Source organism: Occultella glacieicola (assembly GCF_004353825.1).
Taxonomy (GTDB): Bacteria; Actinomycetota; Actinomycetes; order Actinomycetales; family Beutenbergiaceae; genus Occultella; species Occultella glacieicola.
Window position 1 is genome coordinate 88755 of the sequence record NZ_SMNA01000008.1, and the last position, 25091, is coordinate 113845.

23 protein-coding genes and 1 pseudogene are annotated in these 25091 nt (G+C 71.7%); 15 read left to right on the top strand and 9 right to left on the bottom strand.

Features of this window, described 5'->3' with window-relative positions:
- Positions 1-54 precede the first annotated feature (54 nt).
- From hflX to EXU48_RS16935, 3 genes are all read left to right on the top strand, one after another.
- Positions 55-1569, top strand: a complete 1515-nt coding sequence (gene hflX / locus EXU48_RS16925) for a GTPase HflX (protein WP_133108863.1) — start codon at positions 55-57, stop codon at positions 1567-1569.
- 326 nt (positions 1570-1895) lie between these two features.
- Positions 1896-3827 (top strand): ATP-dependent DNA helicase, encoded by a 1932-nt coding sequence (locus EXU48_RS16930; protein WP_133108985.1) that lies wholly within the window; start codon positions 1896-1898, stop codon positions 3825-3827.
- A 102-nt stretch (positions 3828-3929) separates the two neighbouring features.
- Positions 3930-4907 carry an L-lactate dehydrogenase gene (locus tag EXU48_RS16935; protein WP_133108864.1) on the top strand — a complete coding sequence of 326 codons (978 nt, stop codon included), beginning with the start codon at positions 3930-3932 and terminating at the stop codon, positions 4905-4907.
- Positions 4908-4937: 30 nt separating this feature from the next.
- Here the strand turns inward: EXU48_RS16935 and lexA are convergent, their stop codons facing one another.
- Positions 4938-5570, bottom strand: a complete 633-nt coding sequence (gene lexA / locus EXU48_RS16940) for a transcriptional repressor LexA (protein ID WP_235857105.1) — start codon at positions 5568-5570, stop codon at positions 4938-4940.
- A gap of 300 nt (positions 5571-5870) precedes the next feature.
- Between lexA and EXU48_RS25150 the strand changes: the two genes are divergently transcribed.
- Together EXU48_RS25150 and nrdR are read left to right on the top strand one after the other, a co-directional pair.
- The gene (locus EXU48_RS25150; RefSeq protein ID WP_235857090.1) at positions 5871-6566 is read left to right on the top strand and encodes a LysM peptidoglycan-binding domain-containing protein; all 696 of its coding nucleotides are present in this window, start codon (positions 5871-5873) and stop codon (positions 6564-6566) included.
- A 198-nt stretch (positions 6567-6764) separates the two neighbouring features.
- Positions 6765-7238 (top strand): transcriptional regulator NrdR, encoded by a 474-nt coding sequence (gene nrdR / locus EXU48_RS16950; protein ID WP_133108866.1) that lies wholly within the window; start codon positions 6765-6767, stop codon positions 7236-7238.
- Positions 7239-7296: 58 nt separating this feature from the next.
- On the opposite strand, the pseudogene EXU48_RS16955 reads toward nrdR, so the two are convergent.
- A pseudogene (locus EXU48_RS16955) lies at positions 7297-8351 on the bottom strand (aldo/keto reductase).
- Between EXU48_RS16955 and EXU48_RS16960 the strand changes: the two are divergent.
- Positions 8350-8994 carry an AAA family ATPase gene (locus EXU48_RS16960; protein WP_235857091.1) on the top strand — a complete coding sequence of 215 codons (645 nt, stop codon included), beginning with the start codon at positions 8350-8352 and terminating at the stop codon, positions 8992-8994. The pseudogene EXU48_RS16955 and the gene EXU48_RS16960 overlap by 2 nt on opposite strands.
- Before the next feature lie 24 nt (positions 8995-9018).
- Here EXU48_RS16960 and EXU48_RS16965 read toward each other — a convergent pair whose 3' ends face one another.
- Positions 9019-9585 (bottom strand): GNAT family N-acetyltransferase, encoded by a 567-nt coding sequence (locus EXU48_RS16965; RefSeq protein ID WP_133108867.1) that lies wholly within the window; start codon positions 9583-9585, stop codon positions 9019-9021.
- Between the two features lie 124 nt (positions 9586-9709).
- Between EXU48_RS16965 and EXU48_RS16970 the strand changes: the two genes are divergently transcribed.
- Entirely contained in the window at positions 9710-9904 is a 195-nt protein-coding gene (locus EXU48_RS16970; protein ID WP_133108868.1) for a DUF5302 domain-containing protein, read from the top strand.
- A 76-nt stretch (positions 9905-9980) separates the two neighbouring features.
- On the opposite strand, the gene serA is transcribed toward EXU48_RS16970, so the two are convergent.
- A complete protein-coding gene (gene serA, locus EXU48_RS16975; protein ID WP_133108869.1) occupies positions 9981-11198 on the bottom strand; it encodes a phosphoglycerate dehydrogenase in 1218 nt (405 codons plus the stop codon).
- A 46-nt stretch (positions 11199-11244) separates the two neighbouring features.
- A complete protein-coding gene (locus EXU48_RS16980) occupies positions 11245-13524 on the bottom strand; it encodes a HelD family protein (RefSeq protein ID WP_133108870.1) in 2280 nt (759 codons plus the stop codon).
- Between the two features lie 111 nt (positions 13525-13635).
- Here EXU48_RS16980 and EXU48_RS16985 point away from each other — a divergent pair, with 111 nt between their 5' ends.
- Positions 13636-14574 carry a PAC2 family protein gene (locus EXU48_RS16985; protein WP_235857093.1) on the top strand — a complete coding sequence of 313 codons (939 nt, stop codon included), beginning with the start codon at positions 13636-13638 and terminating at the stop codon, positions 14572-14574.
- A gap of 256 nt (positions 14575-14830) precedes the next feature.
- On the top strand, positions 14831-15034 hold the full coding sequence (locus EXU48_RS16990; protein ID WP_133108871.1) for a cold-shock protein: 204 nt from the start codon (positions 14831-14833) through the stop codon (positions 15032-15034).
- Positions 15035-15125: 91 nt separating this feature from the next.
- Here the strand turns inward: EXU48_RS16990 and EXU48_RS16995 are convergent, their stop codons facing one another.
- Entirely contained in the window at positions 15126-16091 is a 966-nt protein-coding gene (locus tag EXU48_RS16995) for a spermidine synthase (RefSeq protein ID WP_165962868.1), read from the bottom strand.
- Between the two features lie 137 nt (positions 16092-16228).
- On the opposite strand from EXU48_RS16995, the gene EXU48_RS17000 reads away from it, so the two are divergent.
- Genes EXU48_RS17000 through EXU48_RS17010 form a run of 3 tightly spaced genes read left to right on the top strand, consistent with a single transcriptional unit; the run spans position 16229 to position 18341 of the window.
- Positions 16229-16651 carry an SAV_6107 family HEPN domain-containing protein gene (locus tag EXU48_RS17000; RefSeq protein WP_133108872.1) on the top strand — a complete coding sequence of 141 codons (423 nt, stop codon included), beginning with the start codon at positions 16229-16231 and terminating at the stop codon, positions 16649-16651.
- Between the two features lie 7 nt (positions 16652-16658).
- Positions 16659-17906, top strand: coding sequence for a DNA polymerase IV (dinB, locus tag EXU48_RS17005; RefSeq protein ID WP_133108873.1), 1248 nt, complete (start codon positions 16659-16661; stop codon positions 17904-17906).
- 51 nt (positions 17907-17957) lie between these two features.
- Positions 17958-18341, top strand: coding sequence for a DUF3040 domain-containing protein (locus tag EXU48_RS17010; RefSeq protein WP_133108874.1), 384 nt, complete (start codon positions 17958-17960; stop codon positions 18339-18341).
- Positions 18342-18549: 208 nt separating this feature from the next.
- Here the strand turns inward: EXU48_RS17010 and EXU48_RS17015 are convergent, their stop codons facing one another.
- From EXU48_RS17015 to EXU48_RS17025, 3 genes are read right to left on the bottom strand one after another with little or no spacing between them, the layout of a single operon-like run.
- Complete coding sequence (locus EXU48_RS17015) at positions 18550-20727, bottom strand: transglutaminase TgpA family protein (protein ID WP_133108875.1); 2178 nt, start codon at positions 20725-20727, stop codon at positions 18550-18552.
- Positions 20727-21893: a DUF58 domain-containing protein gene (locus tag EXU48_RS17020; protein WP_133108876.1), complete on the bottom strand. Its 1167-nt coding sequence runs from the start codon at positions 21891-21893 to the stop codon at positions 20727-20729. Before EXU48_RS17020 ends, EXU48_RS17015 begins: the two co-directional genes overlap by 1 nt.
- A gap of 10 nt (positions 21894-21903) precedes the next feature.
- Positions 21904-22866: an AAA family ATPase gene (locus tag EXU48_RS17025; protein WP_133108877.1), complete on the bottom strand. Its 963-nt coding sequence runs from the start codon at positions 22864-22866 to the stop codon at positions 21904-21906.
- A gap of 204 nt (positions 22867-23070) precedes the next feature.
- Here EXU48_RS17025 and mraZ point away from each other — a divergent pair, with 204 nt between their 5' ends.
- From mraZ to EXU48_RS17040, 3 genes are all read left to right on the top strand, one after another.
- Positions 23071-23499 carry a division/cell wall cluster transcriptional repressor MraZ gene (mraZ, locus tag EXU48_RS17030; protein ID WP_133108878.1) on the top strand — a complete coding sequence of 143 codons (429 nt, stop codon included), beginning with the start codon at positions 23071-23073 and terminating at the stop codon, positions 23497-23499.
- A 195-nt stretch (positions 23500-23694) separates the two neighbouring features.
- Complete coding sequence (rsmH, locus tag EXU48_RS17035; RefSeq protein ID WP_133108879.1) at positions 23695-24684, top strand: 16S rRNA (cytosine(1402)-N(4))-methyltransferase RsmH; 990 nt, start codon at positions 23695-23697, stop codon at positions 24682-24684.
- A gap of 5 nt (positions 24685-24689) precedes the next feature.
- Positions 24690-25088 (top strand): hypothetical protein, encoded by a 399-nt coding sequence (locus EXU48_RS17040; protein ID WP_133108989.1) that lies wholly within the window; start codon positions 24690-24692, stop codon positions 25086-25088.
- Positions 25089-25091 lie beyond the last annotated feature (3 nt).

Consider the following 25091-nt stretch of genomic DNA (forward strand, 5'->3'; position numbering starts at 1 on the left):
CAAGGTCCCTGCGTGCCACCATTGATGTATCAGATTCACCGAGCAAAGGACACCATGACCGAACGCACCGCCCCGACGACCCCCCGTAGCGACGCACCCCACGGCGACGACGCCCAGGACCGCGCGCAGGACGTCGTCGCACGTATCCTGGCTCGGGCGGGCACGGCCATCCAGACGAGCGACGACGGGCCCGGCGACTACGACGGCGAGCAGTTCGACGTCGAGGACCGCTCGGCCCTGCGGCGGGTGGCCGGCCTGTCCACCGAACTCGAGGACGTCACCGAGGTCGAGTACCGGCAACTCCGGCTGGAGCGCGTCGTGCTCGTCGGCCTGTGGAGCACCGGCACCGCCGAGGCCGCGGAGGTCTCGCTGCGCGAACTCGCCGCCCTCGCCGAGACCGCCGGCTCCGAGGTCCTCGACGGACTCCTGCAGCGGCGCAGCGCGCCGGACCCGGGGACCTACCTGGGCTCCGGCAAGGCGCGCGAGCTCGCCGACCTGGTCGCCTCCACCGGCGCCGACACCGTGATCGTCGACTCCGAGCTCGCCCCGTCCCAGCGCCGCGCCCTGGAGGACGTGGTCAAGGTCAAGGTCATCGACCGCACCGCCCTGATCCTGGACATCTTCGCCCAGCACGCCCAGTCCCGGGAGGGCAAGGCGCAGGTGGAGCTCGCCCAGCTCGAGTACCTGCTCCCGCGTCTGCGTGGTTGGGGTGAGTCGATGTCCCGTCAGGCCGGTGGTCGGGTCGCCGGCGGCGCCGGGATCGGTTCCCGTGGCCCCGGTGAGACGAAGATCGAGCTCGACCGGCGCCGGATCCGCACCCGGACGGCCAAGCTGCGCCGCCAGATCAAGGCCATGGCACCGTCGCGCGCCACCCGCAGGCACTCCCGCCGCGCGGGCGCGGTCCCGTCGGTCGCGATCGCCGGCTACACGAACGCGGGCAAGTCCTCGCTGCTGAACCGGCTCACCGGCGCCGGTGTCCTCGTCCAGAACGCGCTGTTCGCGACCCTGGACCCGACCGTCCGGCGCGCCGAGACCCCGGACGGGCGTACCTACACCCTCGCGGACACCGTCGGGTTCGTGCGGAACCTGCCCACCGAGCTCGTCGAGGCGTTCCGGTCCACCCTTGAGGAGGTCGCCCAGGCCGACGTCATCGTGCATGTCGTGGACGCTTCCCACCCCGACCCGGAGGGGCAGCTCGACGCGGTCCGGTCGGTGCTCCGCGACATCGAGGGCGCCTCCGACATCCCCGAGCTCGTCGCTTTGAACAAGGCCGACCTCGCCGAGCCCGAGACCATCGCGCGCCTGCGCACCCGGGTGCCGGACGCCGTCGCCGTGTCCGCCCGCACGGGTGCGGGCATCGAGGAACTGCGTGAGGCGATCGCGCAACTGCTGCCGCACCCCGCGGTGCACGTTGACGTGGTGGTGCCCTACCAGCGCGGAGACCTGGTGCACCGTGCCCACGTCCACGGGGAGGTGCTCGCGGAGGAGCACACCGAGACTGGGACCCGGCTGGTGGCGCGCGTCGATTCCGAGCTCGCGGCGGCGCTCGCGGACGCCGTCGCCAGTTGACCGAGCCCTGATCGCACCCGTCCCGAGCCGGGTCAGGCCGCGTTCGTGGCGATGTCGTCCACAAGGCGGAGCGCCGCAGCGACGGCCTGGCCGGGCGGCGCGATACCGTCGAGGACGTGCCTGCCGACCCCACCGCGACCGATCCCGACGATGCCCCGACCGTGACGAAGGACAGGTCGGCCGGCGCTGTCGAGGACGGGGCCACCGTGGGCGATGGCGACGCTTCCGAGGACGCCGGGAGTACCCCGGCCCCGGCTGGACGCATCGGCTCCGGCCGACCGACGCCGTCGGACATCGACGCGGTCCTCGACGCGGTCGTCGCCTCCATGGGTGGCGCCCGCCGGGAGGGCCAGCACGAAATGGCCCGGGCCGTGACCGAGGCGCTCGACGGGACCGAGCACCTGCTCGTCCAGGCCGGCACCGGCACGGGCAAGTCCCTCGCGTACCTCGTGCCCACCCTGGTCAACGCGGTCGCCACCGGCGAGCGGGCGATCGTCTCGACGGCCACCCTCGCGCTCCAGCGGCAGGTGATCGGCCACGACCTGCCCCTGGTGGCCGACATCCTCAAGGACGCGCTGCCCCGGGAGCCCACCGTCGCGCTCCTGAAGGGCTGGCACAACTACCTCTGCCTGCACAAGATCGCCGGCGGCTACCCGGCCGAGGACGACTCGGCGCTGTTCGCTGAGGCACTGGTGGCGCCGTCGGCCGCCGAGGAGCACCCGCGGGAACAGGACGACTCGCTCGGCGCGCAGGTGGTCCGGGTCCGCGCCTGGGCCGAGGAGACCACGAGCGGCGACCGCGACGAACTCTTCCCCGGGATCAGCGACAAGGCGTGGCGACAGGTGTCGATCACGTCGATGGAGTGCCTGGGCCAGCGGTGCCCGCTGCTCGCGGACTGCTTCCCGGAGAAGGCGAAGGCCGCCTCCCGGGAGGCCGATGTCGTGGTCACGAACCACGCGATGCTCGGGATCGCGGCGTCCGGGTCTCCGAAGGTGCTGCCCGAGCATGAGGTGCTCGTCGTGGACGAGGCGCACGAACTCGCCGACCGGGTGACGGCGCAGTCCACGGTGGAGCTGTCCGCGTCCTCCGTGGACCGGGCCGCGCGACTCGCCCGCAGGCACGCAGGCCTCGCCCTGCCCGGACTGGATGACGCCGCGAACGCCCTGCGCACCGAACTCATGGGTGTGCCCGAGGGCCGGCTCCGGTCCGGCATTCCCACGGAGCTGATCGGCACGGTGCGGCTCATCGCGGACGGCGCCCGCGAGGCGATGACCGCGATGCGCACCGAGGGCGCCAACGTCAGCGCGGAGCAGGCCGGCGCGAAGAACATGGCCAAGAGCGCGATGCTGATCCTGTTCGAGGTGTGCGACCGGCTCCTCTCCGAGCGGGTCACGAATCTGCAGGACGTCGTCTGGTGCGAGCGGGGCCGACGCCCAGGGGAGGGCTCGCGGCTCATGGTCGCCCCGTTGAGCGTGTCCGCCTCGATCAACTCCGAGCTGTTCACCGACCGCGCCGTGGTGCTGACCTCGGCCACGCTCCAGCTCGGCGGCTCGTTCGACGCCACGGCGCGGGCCGTCGGCCTGCCCGACGGCGGCTACCGCGGCGTGGATGTGGCGTCACCGTTCGACTATGGCAAGCAGGGCATCCTCTACGTCGCGAAGCACCTGCCGGCGCCGGGCCGGGACGGCACCGACGAGCGGATCCTGACCGAGATCGCCGAACTCGTCGAGGCGGCCGGTGGGCGAACCCTTGGGCTGTTCTCCTCCCGGCGCGGCGCGCAGCTCGCGGCCGAGGCGATGCGGGATCGGCTCGACACCCCGGTGCTGCTCCAGGGCGAGGACTCGCTGCCGTCCCTGGTGAAGCAGTTCGCCGCGGACCCGGCGACGTCCCTGTTCGGCACCCTCTCGCTGTGGCAGGGCGTGGACGTACCCGGGGACTCGTGCCGGCTGGTGCTCATCGACAGGATCCCGTTCCCGCGCCCGGACGACCCGATCAAGGCGGCCCGGACCGAGGTGGTCGCGGCCCGTGGCGGCAACGGGTTCATGGCCGTCTCGGCCACCCACGCCGCACTCCTGCTGGCCCAGGGTGCCGGGCGGCTGATCCGGAGCACCACCGACCGGGGGGTGGTGGCCGTTCTCGACCCCCGGCTGCGCACCGCCCGGTACGGCAGCTACCTGGCCGGGTCGTTGCCACCGCTGTGGCCCACCACCGATCCCGGCCTGGTCCGGGCCGCGCTGCGCCGGCTCGCCGCGAGCTGAGCGTGTCCGCCGGGGGGCGGATCGCGCAGTTTGTGGCAGAGGGGAGGGCGAGGAGGCCCGGATAGGCTGGCCGCGACCTGCACGCCAGAGAGGACTCCCGTCGTGACACTCGCTTCGGCCGACGCGGCCACCACCACCCCTGCGGTCTCCACCCTCGCGATCGTCGGCGCCGGTTCGGTGGGGTCCACCCTGGCCTACGCCGCGCTGATCCGGGGCGTGGCGCGGCGGGTGGTCCTGTACGACCTGAACGGGGCGAAGGTGGGCGCGGAGGCGCTCGACCTCGCCCACGGCATGGCCTTCATGCCGATGGGGGCGGTGGAGGGTTCGGACGACATCGGGATCTGCGCGGGCGCGGACATGGTGGTGGTGACCGCGGGTGCCAAGCAGCAGCCGGGTCAGACCAGACTCGAGCTCGCCGACCGGACCATCACCCTGATGCGCACCCTGGTGCCGCAACTGGTCGCGGTGGCTCCCGACGCGCTGTACCTGATGGTCACGAACCCGGTGGACGTGGTCACCTATGCCGCACTGAAGATCTCCGGGCTGCCACCACGGCAGATGTTCGGCTCCGGCACCGTGCTGGACACCTCCCGGTTGCGGTACCTACTCAGCGAGCGATGCCGGATCGCGGTCCGCAACGTGCACGCCTACATCGTCGGCGAGCACGGCGACTCCGAGTTCGCGCTGTGGAGTGCCGCCAACATCGGCGGGGTACCACTGCGGGAGTTCGCCGCCGCCACGGGCACCCTGACCGACGCCGACCTGGCCGAGATCGCCGACGAGGTGAAGAACTCCGCCTACCGGATCATCGACGGCAAGGGCGCGACCAACCATGCCATCGGTCTGGCCGGCGTTCGGATCATCCAGGCGGCGCTGCGTGCGGAGCGGGCGATCCTGCCGGTGTCCAGCCTGCTCGACGACTACCTGGGCGTCTCCGACGTGTGCCTGTCCGTGCCGTCCGTCGTGGACCGGGACGGGGTCGGTGAGCGGCTCGAGTTCAACCTCGACTCCTCCGAGCTCGCCAACCTGCGCGCGAGCGCGGACGAGATCCGCGCCGCAGCCCGGCAGTTCGGCTTCTGAGCTCCCGCCCGTCGTGGCCGGGACCGAACCTCAGACCGAGCGGAGCACGCTCACGACCCGGCCCAGGATCTGTGACTCGTTGCCGTCGATCGGTTCGAACGCCGGGTTCGCGGGGAGCAGCCACACCTGGCCGGCGCTGCGCTTGAGGGTCTTCACGGTGGCCTCGCCATCGATCATGGCGGCCACGATCTCACCGTTCTCTGCCACCGACTGCTGGCGCACGACCACCCAGTCGCCGTCGCAGATCGCGGCCTCGATCATGGACTCACCGACGACCTTGAGCAGGAACAGGTCGCCCTCGCCGACCAGCTGGCGGGGGAGCGGGAACACGTCCTCGACCGACTGCTCGGCCAGGATCGGTCCGCCGGCCGCAATCCGGCCGACCACGGGCACATAGGCGGCGCCGGGGTCGATCGCCTGGTCGTCCCGGGACTGGAAGATGTTCGCATCACCGTGGACCTGCTGGACCGGCTGGACCGCGTCCGGGGCGATGACCTCGATCGCCCGGGTGGAGATCGGGTCGCGGCGCAGGTAGCCCTTCTGCTCGAGCAGGTTCAACTGATACTTGACCGAGGACGGGCTCGCCAGGCCCACGGCGGCGCCGATCTCCCGCATGGTGGGCGGGTAGCCCTTGGCCTCGATGCTCGAACGGATGGAGTCCATGATCTGCCGCTGACGCGCACTGAGGCCGTCGGGGCCCGGGGTGTCCTTGGGGTCGGGGGACTTGGAGCGGCTCGAGCGGGTCACGGTCTCCTCCAGAGTGGTCGGTTCTGCCTGAGTTTCCGCCATTGTCAGAGGGCGGTGATGTGCTGCTTGCGTGTTCAGGACAACAGTAGGCGCGATCGGCGGATCTGCAAAACATGTGTTCGACTGGCGTGTCGACACCCGGACCCCCGCGTGCTACCTTCAGTACAGCCGTTCGACGAACAGTAGTTCTATCCGGACCGACCGAGGAGCCTCCCGATGAGTGCACTGGCCTTCCCCCACGCCGAGCCGCACACGAGCGTCCACGCGGGGACGCGGCGCGCTCGCGGCGCTCGCCGCCGCCACCTCTCGGCGGTTCCGGGCCGTGGTCACGGCTCCGGCACGGTCAGGGTCGTCGGTTCTCACGCAACCGACGGATCGTCGGCCGTCGCCCTGGTGGCCTCGCCGGTGCCGACGCCGGGCTCGTTCGTTCCGGCGCCGGGCCGCCGACTCGAGCCGGTCGCTCCAGGGGTCACGCTCGCACCGGCCCTGGCGCCGGTCCCGCCCCGCTCGCCGGGGCGGGAGGACGTCCCGTCGCGTTCGGTCCGTCGGCCGGTGCGTCGGTCGGACGGCGCACTGCGGGAAACCGCAGAGGCGGCCGTCGTCGGACCGGCCGCGGTCGGAACGCCGATGCGGCTGACGGTGCGCGGCCGACGCGTGCTCGTGGCGCTCGGCCTGGTGGTCGCCGCCGTCCTGGGATCGCTGCTCGGCCTGGCGTTCCCGTCTGCGCCGGCCGCTCCGGAGGAGGTCGCCTCGGTCGTCGTCGCGCCGGGGGAGAGCCTGTGGGCGATCGCCGCCGAGCACGCGGAGCCTGGTGCGGACGTGCGCACACTGATCGACCAGATCGTCGAGCTGAACTCGCTGGAGAGCTCCACGGTCGTGGCCGGCCAGCGGCTCGACATCCCGGTGGGCTGACGCCGCATTCCCGCAGCGTGGCACCGGCGTACGACCGGTCCGCCACGCCGGTGACAGTGATCTGCCGGAGTCGTGGAAGTCGCTTGCATCTGACGCTGCCAGCGCCTAACGTTTCCCTACATCTAGTAGTTACACCGTTGTGATCCGCGTACATGTAGTGCGCGGGAGCGGCGAACACGATGTCGGGAGGACCCGTCGGTGCACTGCCCGTTCTGTCGGCATGCTGATTCCCGCGTCGTGGACTCCCGGACGGCGGAGGACGGGTCCGCGATCCGGCGCCGTCGCCAGTGCCCGAACTGCGGCCGACGGTTCACGACGGTGGAGACCACGAGCCTGAACGTGATGAAGCGGTCGGGCGCCGTCGAGCCGTTCAGTCGCGACAAGATCATCTCCGGTGTCCGCAAGGCGTGCCAGGGACGACCGGTCTCCGACGACGATCTGGCGCTGCTGGCGCAGCAGGTCGAGGAGACCATCCGCAGCAACGGCGTGGCCGAGATCGACGCCCACGAGGTGGGCCTGACGATCCTCGGCCCGCTGCGGGCGCTCGACGAGGTCGCCTACCTCCGGTTCGCGAGCGTCTACCAGGCCTTCTCCTCACTGGAGGACTTCGAGTCCGCGATCGCGGCGCTGCGCGTGGACCGCCCCGAGCAGAGCGAGGACTCGCTCCCGTAGACGGCCGCCGGTGGCGCTGGAGGGGAAGCCAGCACCACCGGCGGCGACCAGCGGCCGGTCACAGGTCGCTCGAGCGGGCTCCCCACAGGTTGACGCCGCCGTCGTGGGCTAACTGCTCGATCTCGGCGAGTTCGGCGTCGCTGAGCGCCGGCGCCTCGAGGGCGGCGAGCGTGTCGTCCAGCTGGGCCACGCTCGAGGCACCCACGAGCGCGGTGGTGACCCGTGGGTCGCGCAGCACCCAGGCGATCGCGAGCTGAGCCAGCGACTGCCCGCGCCGCCGGGCGATCGAGTTCAACGCCCGGATCCTCCCGAGGTTCTCGGCATTGAGGTACTCCGCCTTCAGTGAGCCGCCACGCGCGCCCCGCGAGTCCGCGGGGACGCCGTCGAGATAGCGGTCGGTGAGCATGCCCTGCGCGAGGGGTGAGAAGACCACCAGACCCAGCCCGGCTGCCCCGGCGACGTCCAGGAGCGACTCGCCCCCGGGACCCGGCTGTTCGACCCAACGGTTGATCATCGAGTACGAGGGCTGGTGGACTGTCAGTCGCAGCCCGATCCGGTCGGCCACGGCCAGCGCTTCCCGGGTTCGCACGGCCGAGTAGGAGGAGATGCCGACGTACCGGGCCCGGCCCGAGTCGAGCGCCGTCTTGAGTGCACCGAGCGTCTCCGTCAGGGGGTGCTCGGGTCGAACCGGTGGCTGTAGAAGATGTCGACGTGGTCCAGGTCGAGTCGCCGAAGCGACGCGTCCAGCGAGGACAGCAGGTACTTGCGGGACCCGCCCTCACCGTACGGGCCGGGCCCGGCCCGGTAGCCGGCCTTCGTGGTGATCACGAGCTCGTCGCGAAGGGCGGCGAGGTCGGCGCGCAGCATGGTGCCGAGGTTCTCTTCGGCCGCGCCCACCGGCGGCCCGTAGTTGTTCGCCAGGTCGAGGTGGGTGATGCCGCGGTCGAAGGCGTGGTGGACGATCTCGCGCTGCCGCTCGAGCGGGGTGCCGAGGCCGAAGTTCTGCCACAGCCCGAGCGAGATCGTCGGCAGGTCCAGACCGGAGCGGCCGCACCGACGCATCGGCATCCGGTCGTAGCGATCCTGCGCCGGGAAGGGTGGAGCGGCGGTCATGACCACCGAGAGTAGTGGGCCCGCCGAGGCGGAGCCGTACCGTGAGCCCATGCTGATCGTGATGTCCGGACCCCCGGGATCCGGCAAGTCCCACCTGGCCGGCCGGATCGCGCGCGCCCTCACCGTTCCCGTGCTGTCCGTCGACCCGGTCGAGGCGGCCATGTGGCGCGCCGGGGTCGGCGGTCCCGACGAGCCGACGCCCACAGGCCTGGCGGCCTATGTGGTGGTGGAGGCGCTCGCCGAGGAGATCCTGAGCCTCGGTCAGAGCGTTCTTGTCGACGCCGTCAACGCCGTGGAACCCGCCCGGGAGCAGTGGCGGGCGCTCGCGCGCCGCGCCGGCGTCGAGATGCGCGTGGTCGAGGTGGTCTGCTCGGATCCGGTCCTGCACCGGTCCCGGCTCGAGGGACGACGGCGCAACCTGGCCGGGTTCCGTGAGCCCACCTGGGGAGTCGTGTCGGGGGCCGCCGCGGTCCCGCCATGGACGGGACCGCATCTGCGGGTGGACACCGCGGACCCGGCGGACCCGATGCCCGCCGTGCTCGCCCACCTCGGCCGGCCGGCGCCTGACCCGGCCAACCCGGCCAACCCGGCCGACCCGGCCAGCCCGGCCGACCCGGCCGGCCCGGGTGCGTCCCGGGCCTGACCGCGCCCCCGCCGACATGCGGCCTCAGCTCGTCGGGAGGTCCATCAGGTACTGCCGGCACACGTGGATCCGCCGGTACTGCCGACGCATCGCCTCCTCGTGCTCGATCCTGGCGTGCGTGAACGCGAACAGCGGCGTGCTCAGCGGTTCCGGCGCCGCGAAACCCGCCAGTTCGCCGTCGTCCTCCCGGTCATCGGCGTACACGTGCAGATACCGGTGGTTCTCCCGGAACCCCCGAGCCAGGTACCAGGCATTTGCGGCCTCGTCCCCGCGGGTCCAGGCATCCAGCGTGCGCGCCCCGGTCAGCCGCGGCAGCGCCGCGGCCAGAAGCCTGCTCGCGATACCGGAACGGGCGTGATCGGGGTGCACCGCGACCGACTCGATCGTCGAGGAGACCCCGTCGATGGCGACGTCGAGAAGGCCGACGACCGTTCCGCCGTCGTCCGCCACCAGCTGGACCGACGGCAGGTCGTACGTCGGACGCCGGGTGTACACGTCGTCGTAGTACTCGGTCGTGAAGAAGCTCAGCAAGCGGCAGCGCAGCCAGCTCGCGGCATCGTCCGGTCCGTAGTCGCGGATCTTCGGTGGCATGTCCCCAGCCTGGCGACCCCATCGGGCCGAGGCAATCGAATAAGGGTGGCGCCGGCCCGCCCGCCACGGCAGGGTAGGGGGACGCCGGAGAACCCGGCGCACGAACGAACGAAGAGGTGTGACGATGCCCGATCCCACTGATGCCGGCCCCGACGAGGCGGCCATCGCCGACTCGAAGGCGAAGATGCGTGAGGCCCTCGAGCGCAAGCGCGACAAGGAGCACATGACCGCCGAGGGGCGCCGCAACACCGGGAGCGTGCACGGCTCCGAGGTGACCGGCGCCGAGGGCAAGCGCGTGTTCCGGCGCAAGTCCGGCTGAACGAACTGAGACGGCGGGCCGGGCGATGGGGATGTCCCCGGCGCCCGGCCCGCCGTCGTCGTGCCTGCGCCGGGCCTCAGTCCTCGGCGTCGGGGTGCAGCGCGCGTACCCGGATCGTCGGCTCCATCTCCAGCAGTTCGGCGAACTCCGAGGCGGGCAGGTCGGTGGACAGGTCGGTCACCACGTAGCCGACGTCGCCGGACGTGCTGAGCACCTGGCTCTCGATGTTCGCGCCGCCCGCGGCCAGGGTCCGGTTGACCGCGGCGAGGACACCGGGCTCGTTGCGGTGCAGGTGGGCGATCCGGTGCGCACCGTCCCGCGGGCGGTCCAGGATCAGGGCGGGCACGTTCACGCTCAGCGCGGTGGCGCCGGTCTCGAGGTAGTCACGCAGCTTCCCGGCCACGAACATGCCGATGTCCTGCTGCGCCTCCTCGGTGGAGCCGCCCACGTGCGGGGTGAGGATCACGTTCGGCAGGTCGCGCAGCTCGGATTCGAACGCGTCGCCCTGGGCCTTGGGCTCCTCGGCGAACACGTCCACGGCGGCTCCGACGATGCGTCCGGAGACGATCTGGTCGCGCAGGTGGGCGTAGTCCACGAGGAACCCGCGGGAGAGGTTGAGGAAGATCGACCCCTCCTTCATCCGGGCGAACTGCGCCGGACCGAACATCCCCGCGTTCCCGGGCCGCCCGTCGACGTGCAGGGTGACCACGTCGGCCACGTCCAGCAGTTCGTCGAGGCTGCGCATCCGCTGCGCGTTGCCGAGCGCCAGCTTCTCCGCGGTGTCGTAGAACACCACCCGCATCCCGAGGGCCTCCGCGAGCACCGAGAGCTGGGTGCCGATGTTCCCGTACCCGACGATGCCGAGCGTCCGTCCGCGTACCTCGTGCGCGCCGGTGGCCGACTTGTCCCAGGTCCCGGCGTGCAGCGCCTTGTCCTTCTCGGTGAGCCGCCGGGTCAGCGCGATGATCTCGGCCAGGGCCAGCTCCACGACGGAGCGGGTGTTCGAGAAGGGCGCGTTGAACGCCGCCACGCCCCGGGCGGCGGCGGACCGCAGGTCGATCTGGTTCGTCCCGATGCAGAATGCCCCGACGGCGAGCAGGTCGGGTGCGTTCTGGAGCACCCGGGCCGTGAGGTTCGTCTTCGACCGGATGCCGAGGACGTCGACGCCACGCAGGGCCTCGATCAGCTCGTCCTCGTCGAGTGCACCGTTCGCGGTGACCACCTCGACGCCGGCGTGCTCGAGCAGTTCCCTGCCGAGCGGATGGATGTTTTCCAGGAGGAGTGCCTTGACCACGCCCCTATCGTCCACCTGCGCGGCCCGGGAACAAAAACGCGCCCAGTCAGTGGACGTCGGTGAGGCCCTCCGGCAGCGCGGCGTGGTGCACCACGTGCAGGCGCCGGGTCGGCCTGGTCATCGCCACGTACAGGTCTCCGGCCCGGTCCGACTCGGGCATCAGCTCGGACGGCTCGGCGAGCACCACCACGTCGAACTCGAGGCCCTTGCTGCCGGCGGGATCGAGCAGCACCACCTCCTCGGTGAGATCGACCGCGGCCGGCACCCCGAGCTCCTCGAGCAGCCCCGCATGACGGTGCCGGGCCGCGACCACGGCGAGACGGCCGCCGTCGAGCATCTCCCGCTCGGCCTCCACGGCCACGCGGATGCCCTTCGTCAGATCCTCGACCCGGGTGATCGCGAGCGCGTCCGGCAGATCCCGAGCGGAGGTCACCGGCGTGGGTGGGTGCTCGGGGTCGGCGGCGATCGCGACCCGGCGGGCGGCGTCCATGATGGCCGACGGCGTCCGGTAGTTCACGGTCAGCGTCGCCAACCGCCACCTGCTCCGCAACGGGCCGTCCAGGGTGGCGCCCCAGTCCGAGGTGCCGGCCCGGGTCGACGTCTGCGAGACGTCTCCGACGATGGTCATCGACCGGGTCGGGTTGCGGCGCAGCAACGCCCGCCAGGCCATCGCGGACAGTTCCTGCGCCTCGTCGACGACCACGTGGCCGTACGTCCAGCTGCGGTCCGCGTAGGCCCGCTCGGCCGTGGTCTGCCGGGGCCCGGTCGCGGCGAACCGTTCCGCGAGGACCTCCGCGGAGACCATGCCGCCGCCGGCGCCGCTGGCCTCGAGGACCTCCCGGGCGTACTCGACCTCCTGGGCCCGGCGGGCCTCGGCCTCGCGGGCGCGGGCCCGGTCGGCCTCCTGGTCGGCGCCGATGAGCTCGGCGGCCTCGTCGATCAGCGGGACGTCCGCCGGTGTCCAGTCCTCCCCGGTCCGCTCGAGCAGTTCCCGCTCGGCCGCGGTCAGCATCGGGGCCACCTCCGCGAGCCGGTGCGGCTTCGCGTAGAGGTCGGCGAGCAGGCCGGTCGCGGACAGGGGCATCCAGGACAGGTTCAGCGCGACCCGGACGTCCCGGGCGGACCGGATCTCCTCGAGCACGTCCGCGTGGTCGTCCTCACCGAGCCCCGGCACCTTCTCGGCGTACTGGCGCGACAGGGCGGTCAGCATCTGGCGCACGAACGTGACCCGGGCGAGGTTGTGCGGCTGGCGTCCGCGCCGCGCCCTGGCCTGAGCCTCGCGGACCTCGGCCGGGCGCAGGGTCAGCCGCACCGACCCCACCTTCAGGTCCTGCTCGGGCAGCACCCGCTGCCGGGACCGCACGGCGGAGGCGATGATCCGCTGCCAGACCCCGCGGCCCTTGATCTCGGCGACCCGGTCCGGTTCGGTGCCGCGGGCGCTGATCCCGGGGACGAGGTCCGCCATCGTCGAGGCGACCACGCCGGTCTCGCCGAGCGAGGGCAGCACCTGCTCGATGTAGCGCAGGAACACGCGGCTCGGGCCGATCATGAGGACGCCGGACCGCTCGAGGCGCTCGCGGTGGGCGTAGAGCAGGTAGGCGGCGCGGTGCAGGGCCACGGCCGTCTTGCCGGTGCCGGGCCCGCCCTGGACCACGAGCACGCCGTCGAGGTCGGAACGGATCACCGCGTCCTGCTCGGCCTGGATGGTGGCCACGATGTCGCCCATCCGGCCGGTGCGCTGCGCATTCAGGGCGGCCAGGAGGGCGCCCTCGCCGGACAGGTTCACCTCGTTCTCGCCGGTGAGCGCGTCCAGGTCGAGGACGTCGTCCTCGACCCCGATCACCGTGCGGGCCCGGGTCTGAAGGTGCCGACGCAGGACGAGGTCGCCCGGGGCGGCTGCGGTCGCCTGATAGAAGGACCGGGCCGCCGGCGCCCGCCAGTCCGTGAGCATCGGGGCGTGCTCGTCGTCCGAGAGGCCGATCCGGCCCACGTACCGGCGACCGCCGTCGCGCAGGTCCATCCGCCCGAACACGAGCCGGTCCTCGACGGCGTCGAGCTGGGCCAGACGGTCCTCGTACAGGGTGGCGAACGCGTCGCGTTCGGAGCGGTTCTGCGGCGACCCGGAGGGTCCCTCCCGGCGCACCTGCGCCAGCCGGCGGGTGGTCTGCTCGCGCAGTTCGTCGAGTCGGGCGTAGACGTCGTCCAGGTAGGTCTGCTCGGCGAACGGCACGGTGTTCTTGGTGGGTTCGGTCGCGGTCACGGTGTGATCGGATCTCCCTGCAGTGCTCGGCGGCAGTCGGTTCCCGCGTGTTCGAGGGCCGTCCATTATCCCCCCTTCGGGCGTGTTCCGTGCCGGGACGTCCACGGTCCGGTCGGCTGCGACGATGGGGAATGCGACCGGTGGGTGTCGTGTTGGATGGGTGGAGAGGTGAGTGACATGGCAAGTGAGATGAGCAAGGACCCACGAGAGTTGTACAGCCGCAGCGACGGGCCGGTGGACCTGCGCGACGGCGAGGTGCCGGTGCTCGTGCACGCCCTGCAGGGCGCGATGGACGCCGGCCATGCGGGCCGCCTGATGGCTCGGCACCTGACCCGTAAGCTGCCGAGCGAGCGAGTCATCGACTTCGACGTCGACACGTTGCTGGACTACCGCTCGCGCCGGCCCTCGATGGTCTTCGACGAGGGTGCCTGGACGTCGTACGAGGACCCCACGCTCGTGGTCGACCTGATCCGCGACGACGAGGGCGCGCCGGTGCTGCTCCTGCACGGGCTGGAGCCCGACCTGCAGTGGGAGCGTTTCGTCGCGGCCGTGCGCACCATCATCGACGACTTCGGTGTGACCACCACGATCGGTGTGCACGGCGTGCCCATGGGGGTGCCGCACACCCGGCCGATGACGGTGACCGCGCACGCGACCCGGACGGACCTGATCGAGGGCCACCCGAACTACTTCTCCAGCGTGCAGGTGCCCGGCAGTGTCTCCGCCCTGCTCGAGTTCCGGCTCGGCCAGGAGGGTCGTGACGCGCTCGGATTCGCTGTCAACGTTCCGCACTACCTGGCCCAGATGGAATACCCGCAGGCCGCGGCCGAGCTGGTCCGGCAGGTCTCCCGCAGCACCGGCCTGAGCCTGCCCGTGGGGGACCTCGAGGCGGCCGGCGCGAAGGTCACCGCGGAGATCGATCGCCAGGTGTCCGCGTCCGAGGAGGTCGGCGCGGTCGTCCACGCGCTCGAGAGCCAGTTCGACTCCTTCCTCAGCGCCAACGGTGACCCCGGTCGCGGGTCCCTGTCCGCGCCGGCGGAGGAGCTGCCGAGCGCCGACGAGCTCGGCGCCCAATTCGAGGCCTACCTCGCCGGCAAGGACGGCGAGGGCGACTGACGAGGCCGCTCCGTCCACCGATTCCTGCGAATCAGTGGAATTCTTGACCGGAGCCATGCCAGACTTGACGCTGTTGCAGGCGTTTCACTTACGTACGACCCGGGGCAAGCACAACCGGTGCAGGTCTCACGGACGCAGGAGTGGGGCCGTTGAGGTGCCACGAATCGTCCACACCGGCGTGGGGCGAAGCATTGCGGCATCACCGGGGTGGGCACAGGGTCCACCCCATCAATGTCCCCGGAAGGACACGCACAACATGGCACAGGGAACCGTCAAGTGGTTCAACGCTGAGAAGGGCTACGGCTTCATCGCCCAGGACGGCGGCGGCGACGACGTCTTCGTCCACTACTCGGCCATTCAGTCCGACGGCTACCGCAGCCTCGAAGAGGCCCAGCGCGTCGAGTTCGAGATCACCCAGGGCCCGAAGGGCCCGCAGGCGGAGAGCGTTCGCGCCGTCTGATCTCGCTCGGTGGGAGGGTCCGCATCCATTCGGGTGCGGGCCCTCTCGCATGTCCGGGGCGGACCGCCGTTCAGGACGAGCGGACGGTCGTTCAGGACGAGCGGTCGACGGCGGGGCCGACCACGCTGGCCGGGTCGCCTTCGGCCGTGGTTGCCGTGGTCGCTCCGGGCACAACGGTCGTGCCGCCTTCCTCCTCCGCCGCCGGGTCGACGAATGGGCGCGACGTCCCGATGAACGACTCCAGCACGGCCCCGTGGACCAGGCTGGCGGGTGCCGGCAGGGTGCGCACCCGCCGGTCCAGGTGCGCCAGGGGCAACGGCTCCTGGGACCCGACCAGCACCACGTTGCCGTACCGGCGGCCCTTCAGCACTCCCGGCTCCGCGATCACGGCGGTATGGGCGAACACCCGCGCCACGGTCGCCGCCTCCCGGCGGGCCAGGGGCAGGGGCGGGTGGTCCGCGGTGTTGGCCAGGTAGATCCCGGCGGGCGTGAGGGCCCGCGCCACCTCCCGGGTGAACTCCACGGTGCGCAGGTGCTCCGGGACCGCACGGCTCGCGAACGCGTCCCGGATGACCGTGTCGTAACTGTCCGCCCGGGCCGCCTCGGTGACGTGCCGGGCGTCGGCGATCCGGATCCGCAGTCGGGGGGACCGGGGCAGGTCGAACCAGTCCCGGACGTACTGGGCCAGGAGCGCGTCCACCTCGACGGCGAGCTGCCGGGACTCCGGCCAGGTCGCCTCCACGGCGCGGGCCAGCGCGCACCCGGCCGCACCGAGATGCAGGGCCCGGATCCCGGAGGCTCCGTTCCCACCGGGGAGTGATTCTTCGAGGGTGGCGAGCATCTGTTGCATGTACTCGAACATCAGCCGGCGCGGGTCGGCGAGATCGAGGTGCGAGCTCTCCACGCCGTCGAGCAGGACGAGCACCCCGTCCGGATCGGCGTTGTCGGTGGTCAGTTCTACAGTCGAGAGCGAGGTGGGAACCGGGCCGTTCGGCCACCGTGACCGCAGCGATGGTGGGGCAGCGGCGCGGGGGCGCGGTGAACGGCGGCGGGCCATGGACAGACCGTACCCCGTGACCGCGCCGCATCTCTTGACAGCTTCGAACAACCGTTCGATACTGGATGGAACATCGAACGATCCGGGCGGTGCACAGGTCGGGTTGATCGGATGGGGAACGGGACGGAGGCAGGCGGATGGCGACATACACGAGTCCGGAGCAACTCCTGCGCCGCGCGCAGGCGGAGCTCGACGAGGTCGGCGCCGGCACCGGTGCCCGGTTCACCTTCCTGCATGCCCACATGGCCGGGCTTCGGGCGGCCGCCGCGGTGGTAGCGGTCGGGAGCGGTGGCGCGGGCCTGCCCGCGCGGCGGCGGCACGCGGTGCGCAGTGTCTGGGAGCAACTCGCCGAGGCGGGCGAGCAGTGGCAGCCTTGGGCCGTGTACTTCGCGGGCGGCGCGCCGATCCGGGCGGCCATCGACTCCGACCGGGACGTCTCGCTGTCGGTGGAGCGGGCCCAGGAGGCGTTCGAGGCGGCCACCGAGTTCCTCGGGCTGGCCGCCGAGCACGTACGCCGGGCCACGCCCGGGGACCTGCGCGTGGCCGCGCTGGCGTCATGAGTAGCCGATGAGCCGCGGTCCGCGCGACGCCGCGGCCAACCGGGACTGGGGCGGCGACGACTCGAGCGCCCCGATCCTGCATGTGGACATGGACGCCTTCTTCGCCGCGGTCGAACTGATCGACCGCCCGGAGCTGCGTGGTCGCCCGGTGATCGTCGGCGGTCAGCACCGTGGCGTGGTGCTGTCGGCGACCTACGAGGCCCGGGCCAGCGGGGTGCACTCGGCGATGCCGATGGCGCAGGCGCGGGCGTTGTGTCCACAGGCGGTCGTGATCGCGCCCGAGCACGGACGCTATCGGGAGGTGTCCCAGGCGGTGATGCGGATCCTCGGCGAGGTCACCCCGGTGATCGAGCCGCTGAGCATCGACGAGGCGTTCCTCGACGTGTCCGGAGCCAGGCGGCGGATCGGGCCGCCACGACTGATCGCCGAGCAGATCCGCGAGCGGATCCGGTCCGAGTTGGAGGTGGTCGCCTCGGTGGGGATCGCCTCCACGAAGTTCGTCGCGAAGCTGGCCTCCAGCCACGCGAAGCCGGACGGCCTGTTGCTGATCCCGCACGAGGCGAGCGTGTCGTTCCTGCACTCGCTCCCGGTCGGCGCGCTCTGGGGTGTCGGCGAGCGGACCCAGGCGAATCTCGCCCGGCTCGCCATCCATACGGTCGCCGACCTCGCCCACACCCCGCCGGCCACGTTGAACCGGCTGCTCGGCAACTCCGCCGGTCAGCGGCTGTACGACCTGGCCTGGGGGCGCGACCCGCGGCCGGTGCAGCCGGTCCGCCAGGAGAAGTCGATCGGTCACGAGCAGACGTTCGCGACCAACCTCAGCGGGCGGGCGGAGATGGCCGCCGTGCTGCTCGACCAGGCGCACCGGTGCGCCGCCCGGTTGCGTGCCGGCGACCTCGTCACCGCGGGGGTCTCGATCAAGGTCCGGTTCGCGGACTTCACCACGCTCACCCGCTCGCGCGGCCTCGAGGCGCCCACCGACGTGGCACACGAGCTCTATCAGGCCGCGCGATCGCTGCTCGCCGGCGTTGACATTCCGCCCGGGGGAGTGCGGCTGCTCGGTGTTCGATGCGACGCTCTCAGCGATTCTGCGACCACGGTGGTGCAGGCACGCCTCGACGATCCGGGGGAGGAACGGCGAGAAGCGGAGCGTGCGATGGACGCGGTTCGAGCCCGATATGGAGTGAATGCCCTCACAGCGGGGTCACTGCTGTCCGTTCCGGCTACCGCGAACCGCTCAGGGGACTTAAACTAAGTTTCAACAGCCCCGGCACCGGGGCGGTCCGGAACCCTTTTGGGAGGTGACATGCCTCTCTCTGAGTACGAGCAACGCGTGCTGGAGCAGATGGAGCAGCAGTTGCGCTCCGACGACCCCAAACTCGCGGACGCCATCTCCGGCACCCCGACGCGCCGGCCCTTGCACGTGGTGCTCGGCACGCTCGTGGCGCTGGCCGGGCTGGGCATGCTCGTTGGCGGAGTGGCCAGCCAGTTCATACCGCTCGGCATCGTCGGATTCCTCGCCATGTTCGGTGGCGTCATGTGGGCGATCTCTCGTCCGCGCGCAGGGAGTCCGTCGAAAGCAGGTGATCCCGGCAAGGCCTCGAACGTGCGCCGGATGAAGCCGCGGAAGTCCTCGTTCATGACCCGGCTCGAGGAACGCTGGGACCGGCGCCGCGGCGAGGGTCAGTAACGGTACGACCCGGCTCGAACTCAGAGGTGGTCTGCCCACACGGGTGGGGTCGCGCCGTCGCGACCCCGACTGGCGAGCATCCTGCACGTCGCGCGCCGCATCTCGCTCGCGTGCTCACCGGTGGACCGTTGCTCGCTGGGGCGTGCTCGGTGATGAGTGTCGGCTGTGCGCACTGGGGGCCGTGCTCGGTGGTGAGCCTCGGCCGTGCTCAGTGGGGCGTGCCGACCGTGCGCTCCTCGGGGACCGCTCCGGCAGGGCCGGCCGACTTCGCGCCCGCCACCACCTGCTCCGCCCAGAGGTCGATGCTGACCGGGTCCGCCGCCGGGGCATCGGAGCGCCCGTACCGTTCGAGCGCGACGGCCTCCGCCAACCGAGCGAGCGCGTCCGCCGCTTCCGGACCCAGGCGGTCCGCGGCCGCATGCGCGAGCACGCGCGGGGTCAGTGTGGGCGAGGTGTCGAAGCCGGCCCGGTCGAGGGCCCGGAGCGCACGCTCCCAGTGATGCTCCACGGTCCCGCCCGAGGACCGTCGGCGGCGCCAGGCACCGACCGCCGCGGCCAGGACCACCAGCCCGGCGAACGCGGCGAGGACCACGGCGACGTTCGAGCGTTGCGCGCTCGAGGAGTCCGGCGGGGTACCTGTCGGGGTGGTGGTGGCCTGGTCGGAGGTCGGGGCCTGCGACGGTGCTGCCGTGGTCGGTGCCTGGCTCGCGGTCGGCTCCTGGCTCGGTGTGTCGCCGGTGACGGGCGTCGGCGCCCAGGCCGGGGCGTCGCCGGACTGCAGGCTCGGTGTCGGCTCGAACCGGACCCAGCCCACCTCCGGGAACAGGACCTGGGGCCAGGCGTGGGCGCGGTGCGCGCTGATTCCGTTGGCGCCCGACTCGAGCGGCTCGCCCGGCAGGAAGCCGATCGCGACCCGGGTGGGGATGTCGAGCGTGCGCAGCATGATGGCCATCGCCGTCGCGAACTGCACGCAGTACCCGTGCCGGTCGTTGAGGAAGTCCCAGACCGCGTCCGTGGTGCTGGCCCCTTCGATGGTCTGCGTGTACGTGAACAGGGAGTCATCGCGCAGGAAGTTCTGGATCGCGAGCGCCTGTTCGTAGGGTGTTGTGGCGCCGGCCTCGTCGACGACGTCCCGGGCCACGTCGGCGATCTCCTGGCCGTACCCGGTGTCGGGGACGGCCAGCAGGTCCGGGTCGACGTCGAGCGTGCGCGGATCGAGGGGATCGAGCACGGCCGCGCTGAGATCGCGCGGCGTGAACTCCACGTCGTAGGTGAACGGTGACGGCGGTGAACCCTGCGCGATCACCTCGTCGGCCACCGGGTCGTAGGCCCAGGTCCCCTCGACGGAAACCGTGCGCGGCTCACCCGGCACGAGCAACCGGTCCTGGCCGAGGTCGTGGATGGAGATCGTCACGCTCTGATCGGCCCCGCCGACGGGCTGGTCCTGCGGCCACAGCGTCTGCCCCTGCACGGGCACCGTCTCACCCGGAGCCTCACGCTCCCAGGTGCTGCCGTTGAAGGTGGTCAGCGTGTAGGCCTGCAGGGGGCCGAGCTGGGCCGGTGTGACGCCCTCGTAGGTGACCAGGAGCACGTCCTCGTCACGTTCCAGGTTCGCCCGCAGGTCCAGCCCGAGGTCGAGGCGGGTGGAGTTGGACGAACTCAGGTCGTAGAGGGTGTGCAGGCGGACCGGGCTGGGCACCCGGAGCAGCCCGGGCGCGGCGGCGAGTGCCACCAGAAGGCTCGCCGTCACCACCGTGGCACCGGCCACCAGCGCCCGGCGGCGTACCGACTCGGTTTCGTGACGCCGCGCACGGGGTGCCGACTCATGGGCCCGGGCCTGGATGGCGAGCAGCATCAGGAAGCTGAGGCCGGCCACGACGAACACCCAGGTGTGGACCCGCGCGCCGATGATCACCGGGACGGTCCACAGACCCAGGAGGGGCAGGGCCGCCCACGCGGGCGCGCCGGCGCCCACCCCCAGGAGCTCAGCGAACAGGTAGACGACCAGCATTCCGGTCACCACCAGCAGCGCCACCCCCGGGTCGCCGGTGATCGGCGGGGTGGACTCCCGGGAGGCGACCAGGCCCGACTCGACGAGCCCTCGCAGCTCGTCGATGGAGGCCCTCGTGGGCAGGATCCCGAGCAGGGCCGCGCGCGGCGCGAACATCGCCGCGAGGGCGAACGCCCCCACCACCAGTCCGATCAGCGTGGGTACGACGTCCGAGCGCAGGAACCGGCGTGCGCACAACACCGCGGCGGCCACGATGAGGATGGCGAGGACGCCCTGCCGCAACCACGCGTCGGGATCGACGAGCCGCACCAGCGCGAACGTGGAGGACACCGTGGCGACGAGGACGGCGATCGTGGCCTGGAGCCGGCGCGTCATCAGTGCGCCCCCACCGTGAGCACGTCGGACCAGGCGTCGACGATCGAGGCGTCGGGACCCACCTGGTGCACGCTCCAGCCCTCCGACTCGAGCGGGCCGAGGTCGGTGCCGGCGACCGTGGACACCACCAACGCGAAGCAGCGGCGCCGTCCGGCCAGCGGCGCGATCCGGTCGATCAAGGCCTCCTCGGGCTCACGGAGCACCACCATGAGGATGGGTGCACCCTGGTCGCGGGCCCGCCGCATGAGTTCGGCGTGGACGTCGTCACGGATGTCGGTGGGGATAGCCCCGGCCCGGGCGAGCAGGTCGAGAGCCTCCGTCTGGGACGGTCCGACCAGTGGCTCGTCGCTCTCCCCGCCGCGGGTCGAGTGGTGCGTGGCGATCCGGACCCGGTACCGGTGCCGGATCAGCGAGACGGTCATGGCCGCGGTGGCGCTCACCGCCCACTCGGTGCCGTTCTCGGGGGAGTCGTCCTCGGCGGCGCCGAGGTCGAGGACCACGTCCACGCCGTGTGTCGTCGACGGCTCGTCCTGACGGACCATGAGGGCGCCCTGACGCGCTGAGCTGCGCCAGTGCACGCGATGCAGGTCATCGCCACGCTGGTACTCGCGAAGCGACAGGTCCTCGAGGTTGCGCTGCGGGCTGCCCTGGGGCCTGGAAACGGCGGCGTCGAGCGTCACCGCCCGGACCTCTTGGGTGAGGTCGGGGTAGCGGGGCCAGACGATGACCTCGTCCGTCGGGCCGCTGGTGGCCCGCCACCGGACCAGGTTGAGTGGGTCGGAACGGTGGACGGTCGCGGGGCCGAGGGAGTACACGCCGCGGCTCGGCGGGGTGATCGTGTAGCCGCCTCCGCTGGTCCCGCTCCGGTGCAGTGCGCTCGGCACCCGCTCGCGCAGGGTCGTCCACGGCCCGAGTCGCACGTCGGTGGTGTGCAGCCGGACCGTCGCACTCACGCCGGCCGTGGGGCGCTGCGGGATGATCGTGCGGACCACGGCGGCCGGTTTGGCCGCAGCCCGGGCGAGTACCGCCCAGAGCAGGCTCACCAGCGGCACGGCGATCACGAGTCCCGCGATCCGGGCCAGCGTGAGCGAGTGCATCGACGCCGAGAGCACCGTCAGCACCGCCCCGCTGACCAGCAGACCGATCGCGCGGGCGCTCAGTCGCATGTCGCGGCCCTCACGCGGGAACGGGCACGGAGCGCAGGACCTCGTCGAGGATCTCCGGGGCCTCCGCCCGCCCCCGGCGCGCCGACCGGGTCAGGGCCAGCCGGTGGGCCAGGACGGGCTGGGTGTTCTGCTGCACGTCGTCGGGCAGTACGAAGTCACGCCCGGCCATCGCCGCCCGGGCCTTGGACAGAGCCACCAGCTGCAGTCCTGCGCGGGGCGAGGCCCCGAGCTCCACGTGGGCGTGTTCCCTGGTGGCCCGGACCAGGCTCAGCACGTAGCGCAGCACGGCGTCCGAGACGAAGATGCTCCTCACCTCGGCGATGATCCGCAGCGTCTCGTTCTGGGTCAGCACCGGGGTGACCGACTCGAGCGGATCACGGAAGCCGCCGGAGCCGAGCAGCTCGAGCTCGTCCTGAACGGGTGGGTATCCGATCGAGACCTGGGCCATGAACCGGTCCCGCTGCGCCTCGGGCAGCGGGTAGGTGCCCTCCATCTCCACGGGGTTCTGGGTGGCGATCACCATGAACGGGTTCGGCAACGGGTGCGACTGCCCGTCCACGGTGACCTGCCGCTCCTGCATCGACTCCAGCAGCGCCGACTGGGTCTTCGGCGAGGCCCGGTTGATCTCGTCACCGATCACCACGGTCGCAAACAGGGGGCCGGGGTGGAACTCGAACTCCGCGGACTCCTGCCGGTAGATCGTGACCCCGGTCAGGTCGCTCGGGAGCAGGTCGGGTGTGAACTGGATCCGGCCCACCGTGCCCTCGACGGAGGCAGCCAGCGCCTTGGCGAGCGTCGTCTTGCCGACGCCGGGGACATCCTCGAGCAGGAGGTGGCCCTGCGCCAGGAAGACGGCGATCGCCGTCGAGACGGCCTCGTCCCGGCCATGGACCACGGATCGGAGGCTGCCCTGCAGCGCGTCGATCGACCGCCCCGTCTCGGTCAGGTCGACGGTGTGCTGCTGCTGCGCCATGACCAGAGCCTATTAGGAACACACCCCCCGCGTTCGGTGAAGCAACGCGCGGTTCGGTGACCACAGGTTCCTCCACTTCCCACCACCGGCGCTGACCTGCACGATTGCACGGGATCTTCACGACTTGATCGGCAATCTGCCTTGTGGGTGGAGCAAAGTGGAGTAGCGTGGGGGTATCCGGAGTGATGTGGGAAGGGGGTGGCGATGTTTCTCGGTACGTACGAGCCACGGCTGGACGAGAAGGGCCGCCTGATCCTGCCCGCCAAGTTCCGCGAGGAGATGGCGCCGGGAGTGTTCATCACCCGGGGCCAGGACCGCTGTCTGTACGCCTTCCCCCGCGATGAGTTCGAACGTGTCCACACCGAGCTCCGGCAGGCCTCCAGCGCGGACAAGCGCACCCGCGACTACATGCGGGTGTTCCTGTCCGGGGCGTCCGAGGAGATCCCGGACCGGCAGGGACGCGTGACGATCCCCGCGAACCTGCGCAAATACGCCGGTCTGAACCGGGAACTGGCCGTGATCGGTACCGGCACCCGGATCGAGATCTGGGACTCCGAGGCGTGGGCCACCTACCTCGAGGCATCCGAGCAGGCCTTCGCCGACATCAGCGAGGAGGTGATCCCGGGTCTCTGACGCACCACCGCCCCACGAGGTCTCTCACCGCGACTCTGACGCACTTCCCCGGCGCCAGAGCAGGCGGGGGGAGTCCTGGTCGGGCGGCGGAGGGCCTCCCGACCACCCACTCACTCCACTTCCCACCACCAGTCCACTTCCCACCACCAGTCCACCTCCCACCACCGATCCGGCCGAGCTCCGCAGGAAGGCCCCATGAGCACCGAGGACATCGACGGCAGGCACATCCCGGTGCTCGCCGACCGGTGCCTCGAGCTGCTCGGGCCGGCGCTGGCCGAGCCCGGAGCCGTTTACGTGGACGGCACTCTCGGCCTCGGTGGGCACAGTGAACTCGTGCTGTCCGCCTTTCCGCAGGCACGCGTCATCGGCATCGACCGCGATCCGGCCGCCCTCGCCCTGGCGGCACGCCGGCTGGCGCCGTTCGCCGACCGCTTCACCCCCGTCCATGCCGTCCACGACGCGATCGGGGAGGTGGTCGCCGATCACACCGAGACCGGGCGGGTCCAGGCGATCCTGCTCGACCTCGGCGTCTCCTCGATGCAGCTCGACGAGGCCGAGCGGGGCTTCGCCTACGCCCAGGACGCACCCCTGGACATGCGCATGGACCAGACGACCGGCCGCACCGCGGCCGACCTGCTCGCGCAGGAGCCGGAGCAGGAACTGCGCACGATCCTGTACCGCTACGGCGAGGAGAAGTTCGCGCCGCGGATCGCGAGGGCGATCGTCGCCCGGCGTGACAGCGACCCGGTGACCCGTTCCGGCCAGCTGGTCGACCTGGTCCGCGACAACATCCCGCAGGCTGCCCGGCGCACTGGCGGGAACCCCGCCAAACGGACCTTCCAGGCCCTGCGGATCGCGGTCAACGCCGAGCTCGAGGTGCTCGAGCGCGCGGTGCCGGCCGCCGTGGACACCCTCGCCGTCGGCGGACGCATCGTCGTGATGTCCTTCCAGTCCTTGGAGGACCGGATCGTCAAGCGGGCACTGGCCCGCGGGGCGACGTCCTCCACCCCACCGGGTCTCCCGGTGGAACTGCGTGAGCACGAGCCGTACCTGCAACTGCTCACCCGCGGCGCCGAGGAGGCCGATCAGGCCGAACAGGCCCGCAATCCCCGCTCGGCGTCGGTCCGGCTTCGGGCCGCCGAGCGGCTGCGCCCCACCCCCACCCACCTGGAGGCCCACCAGTGAGCGCCATGCCGGCCCGCGCCCCACGCACGTCCCGACCGCTCGCCGTCCCGACCTGGCGACCGAGGTTGCGGATCGTCCGCGCGCCTGCACCCGCGCGGAGCGTCCTGCCGTTCATCCTGTTGTGCATGGCGGTCCTCGGCGGCGCACTCCTCGGTGCCCTGATGCTGAACACGGCGATGGCCTCGACCGCCTACGAGATGCACGACCAGGAGGTCGCGCTCGCTCGGCTGTCGGAGGAACAGCAGCGGCTCACCCAGCAGGTGGACACGCTTGCCTCGCCGTCCGCGCTGGCCGACCGGGCCGCGGCACTGGGGATGGTGCCCGCGGAGGGGATGAGCTACATCCGCCTGGCAGACGGCACCGTCGTCGGTGAGGCTGCCGGCCTGATCGGTGACGAGGGGTGAGGC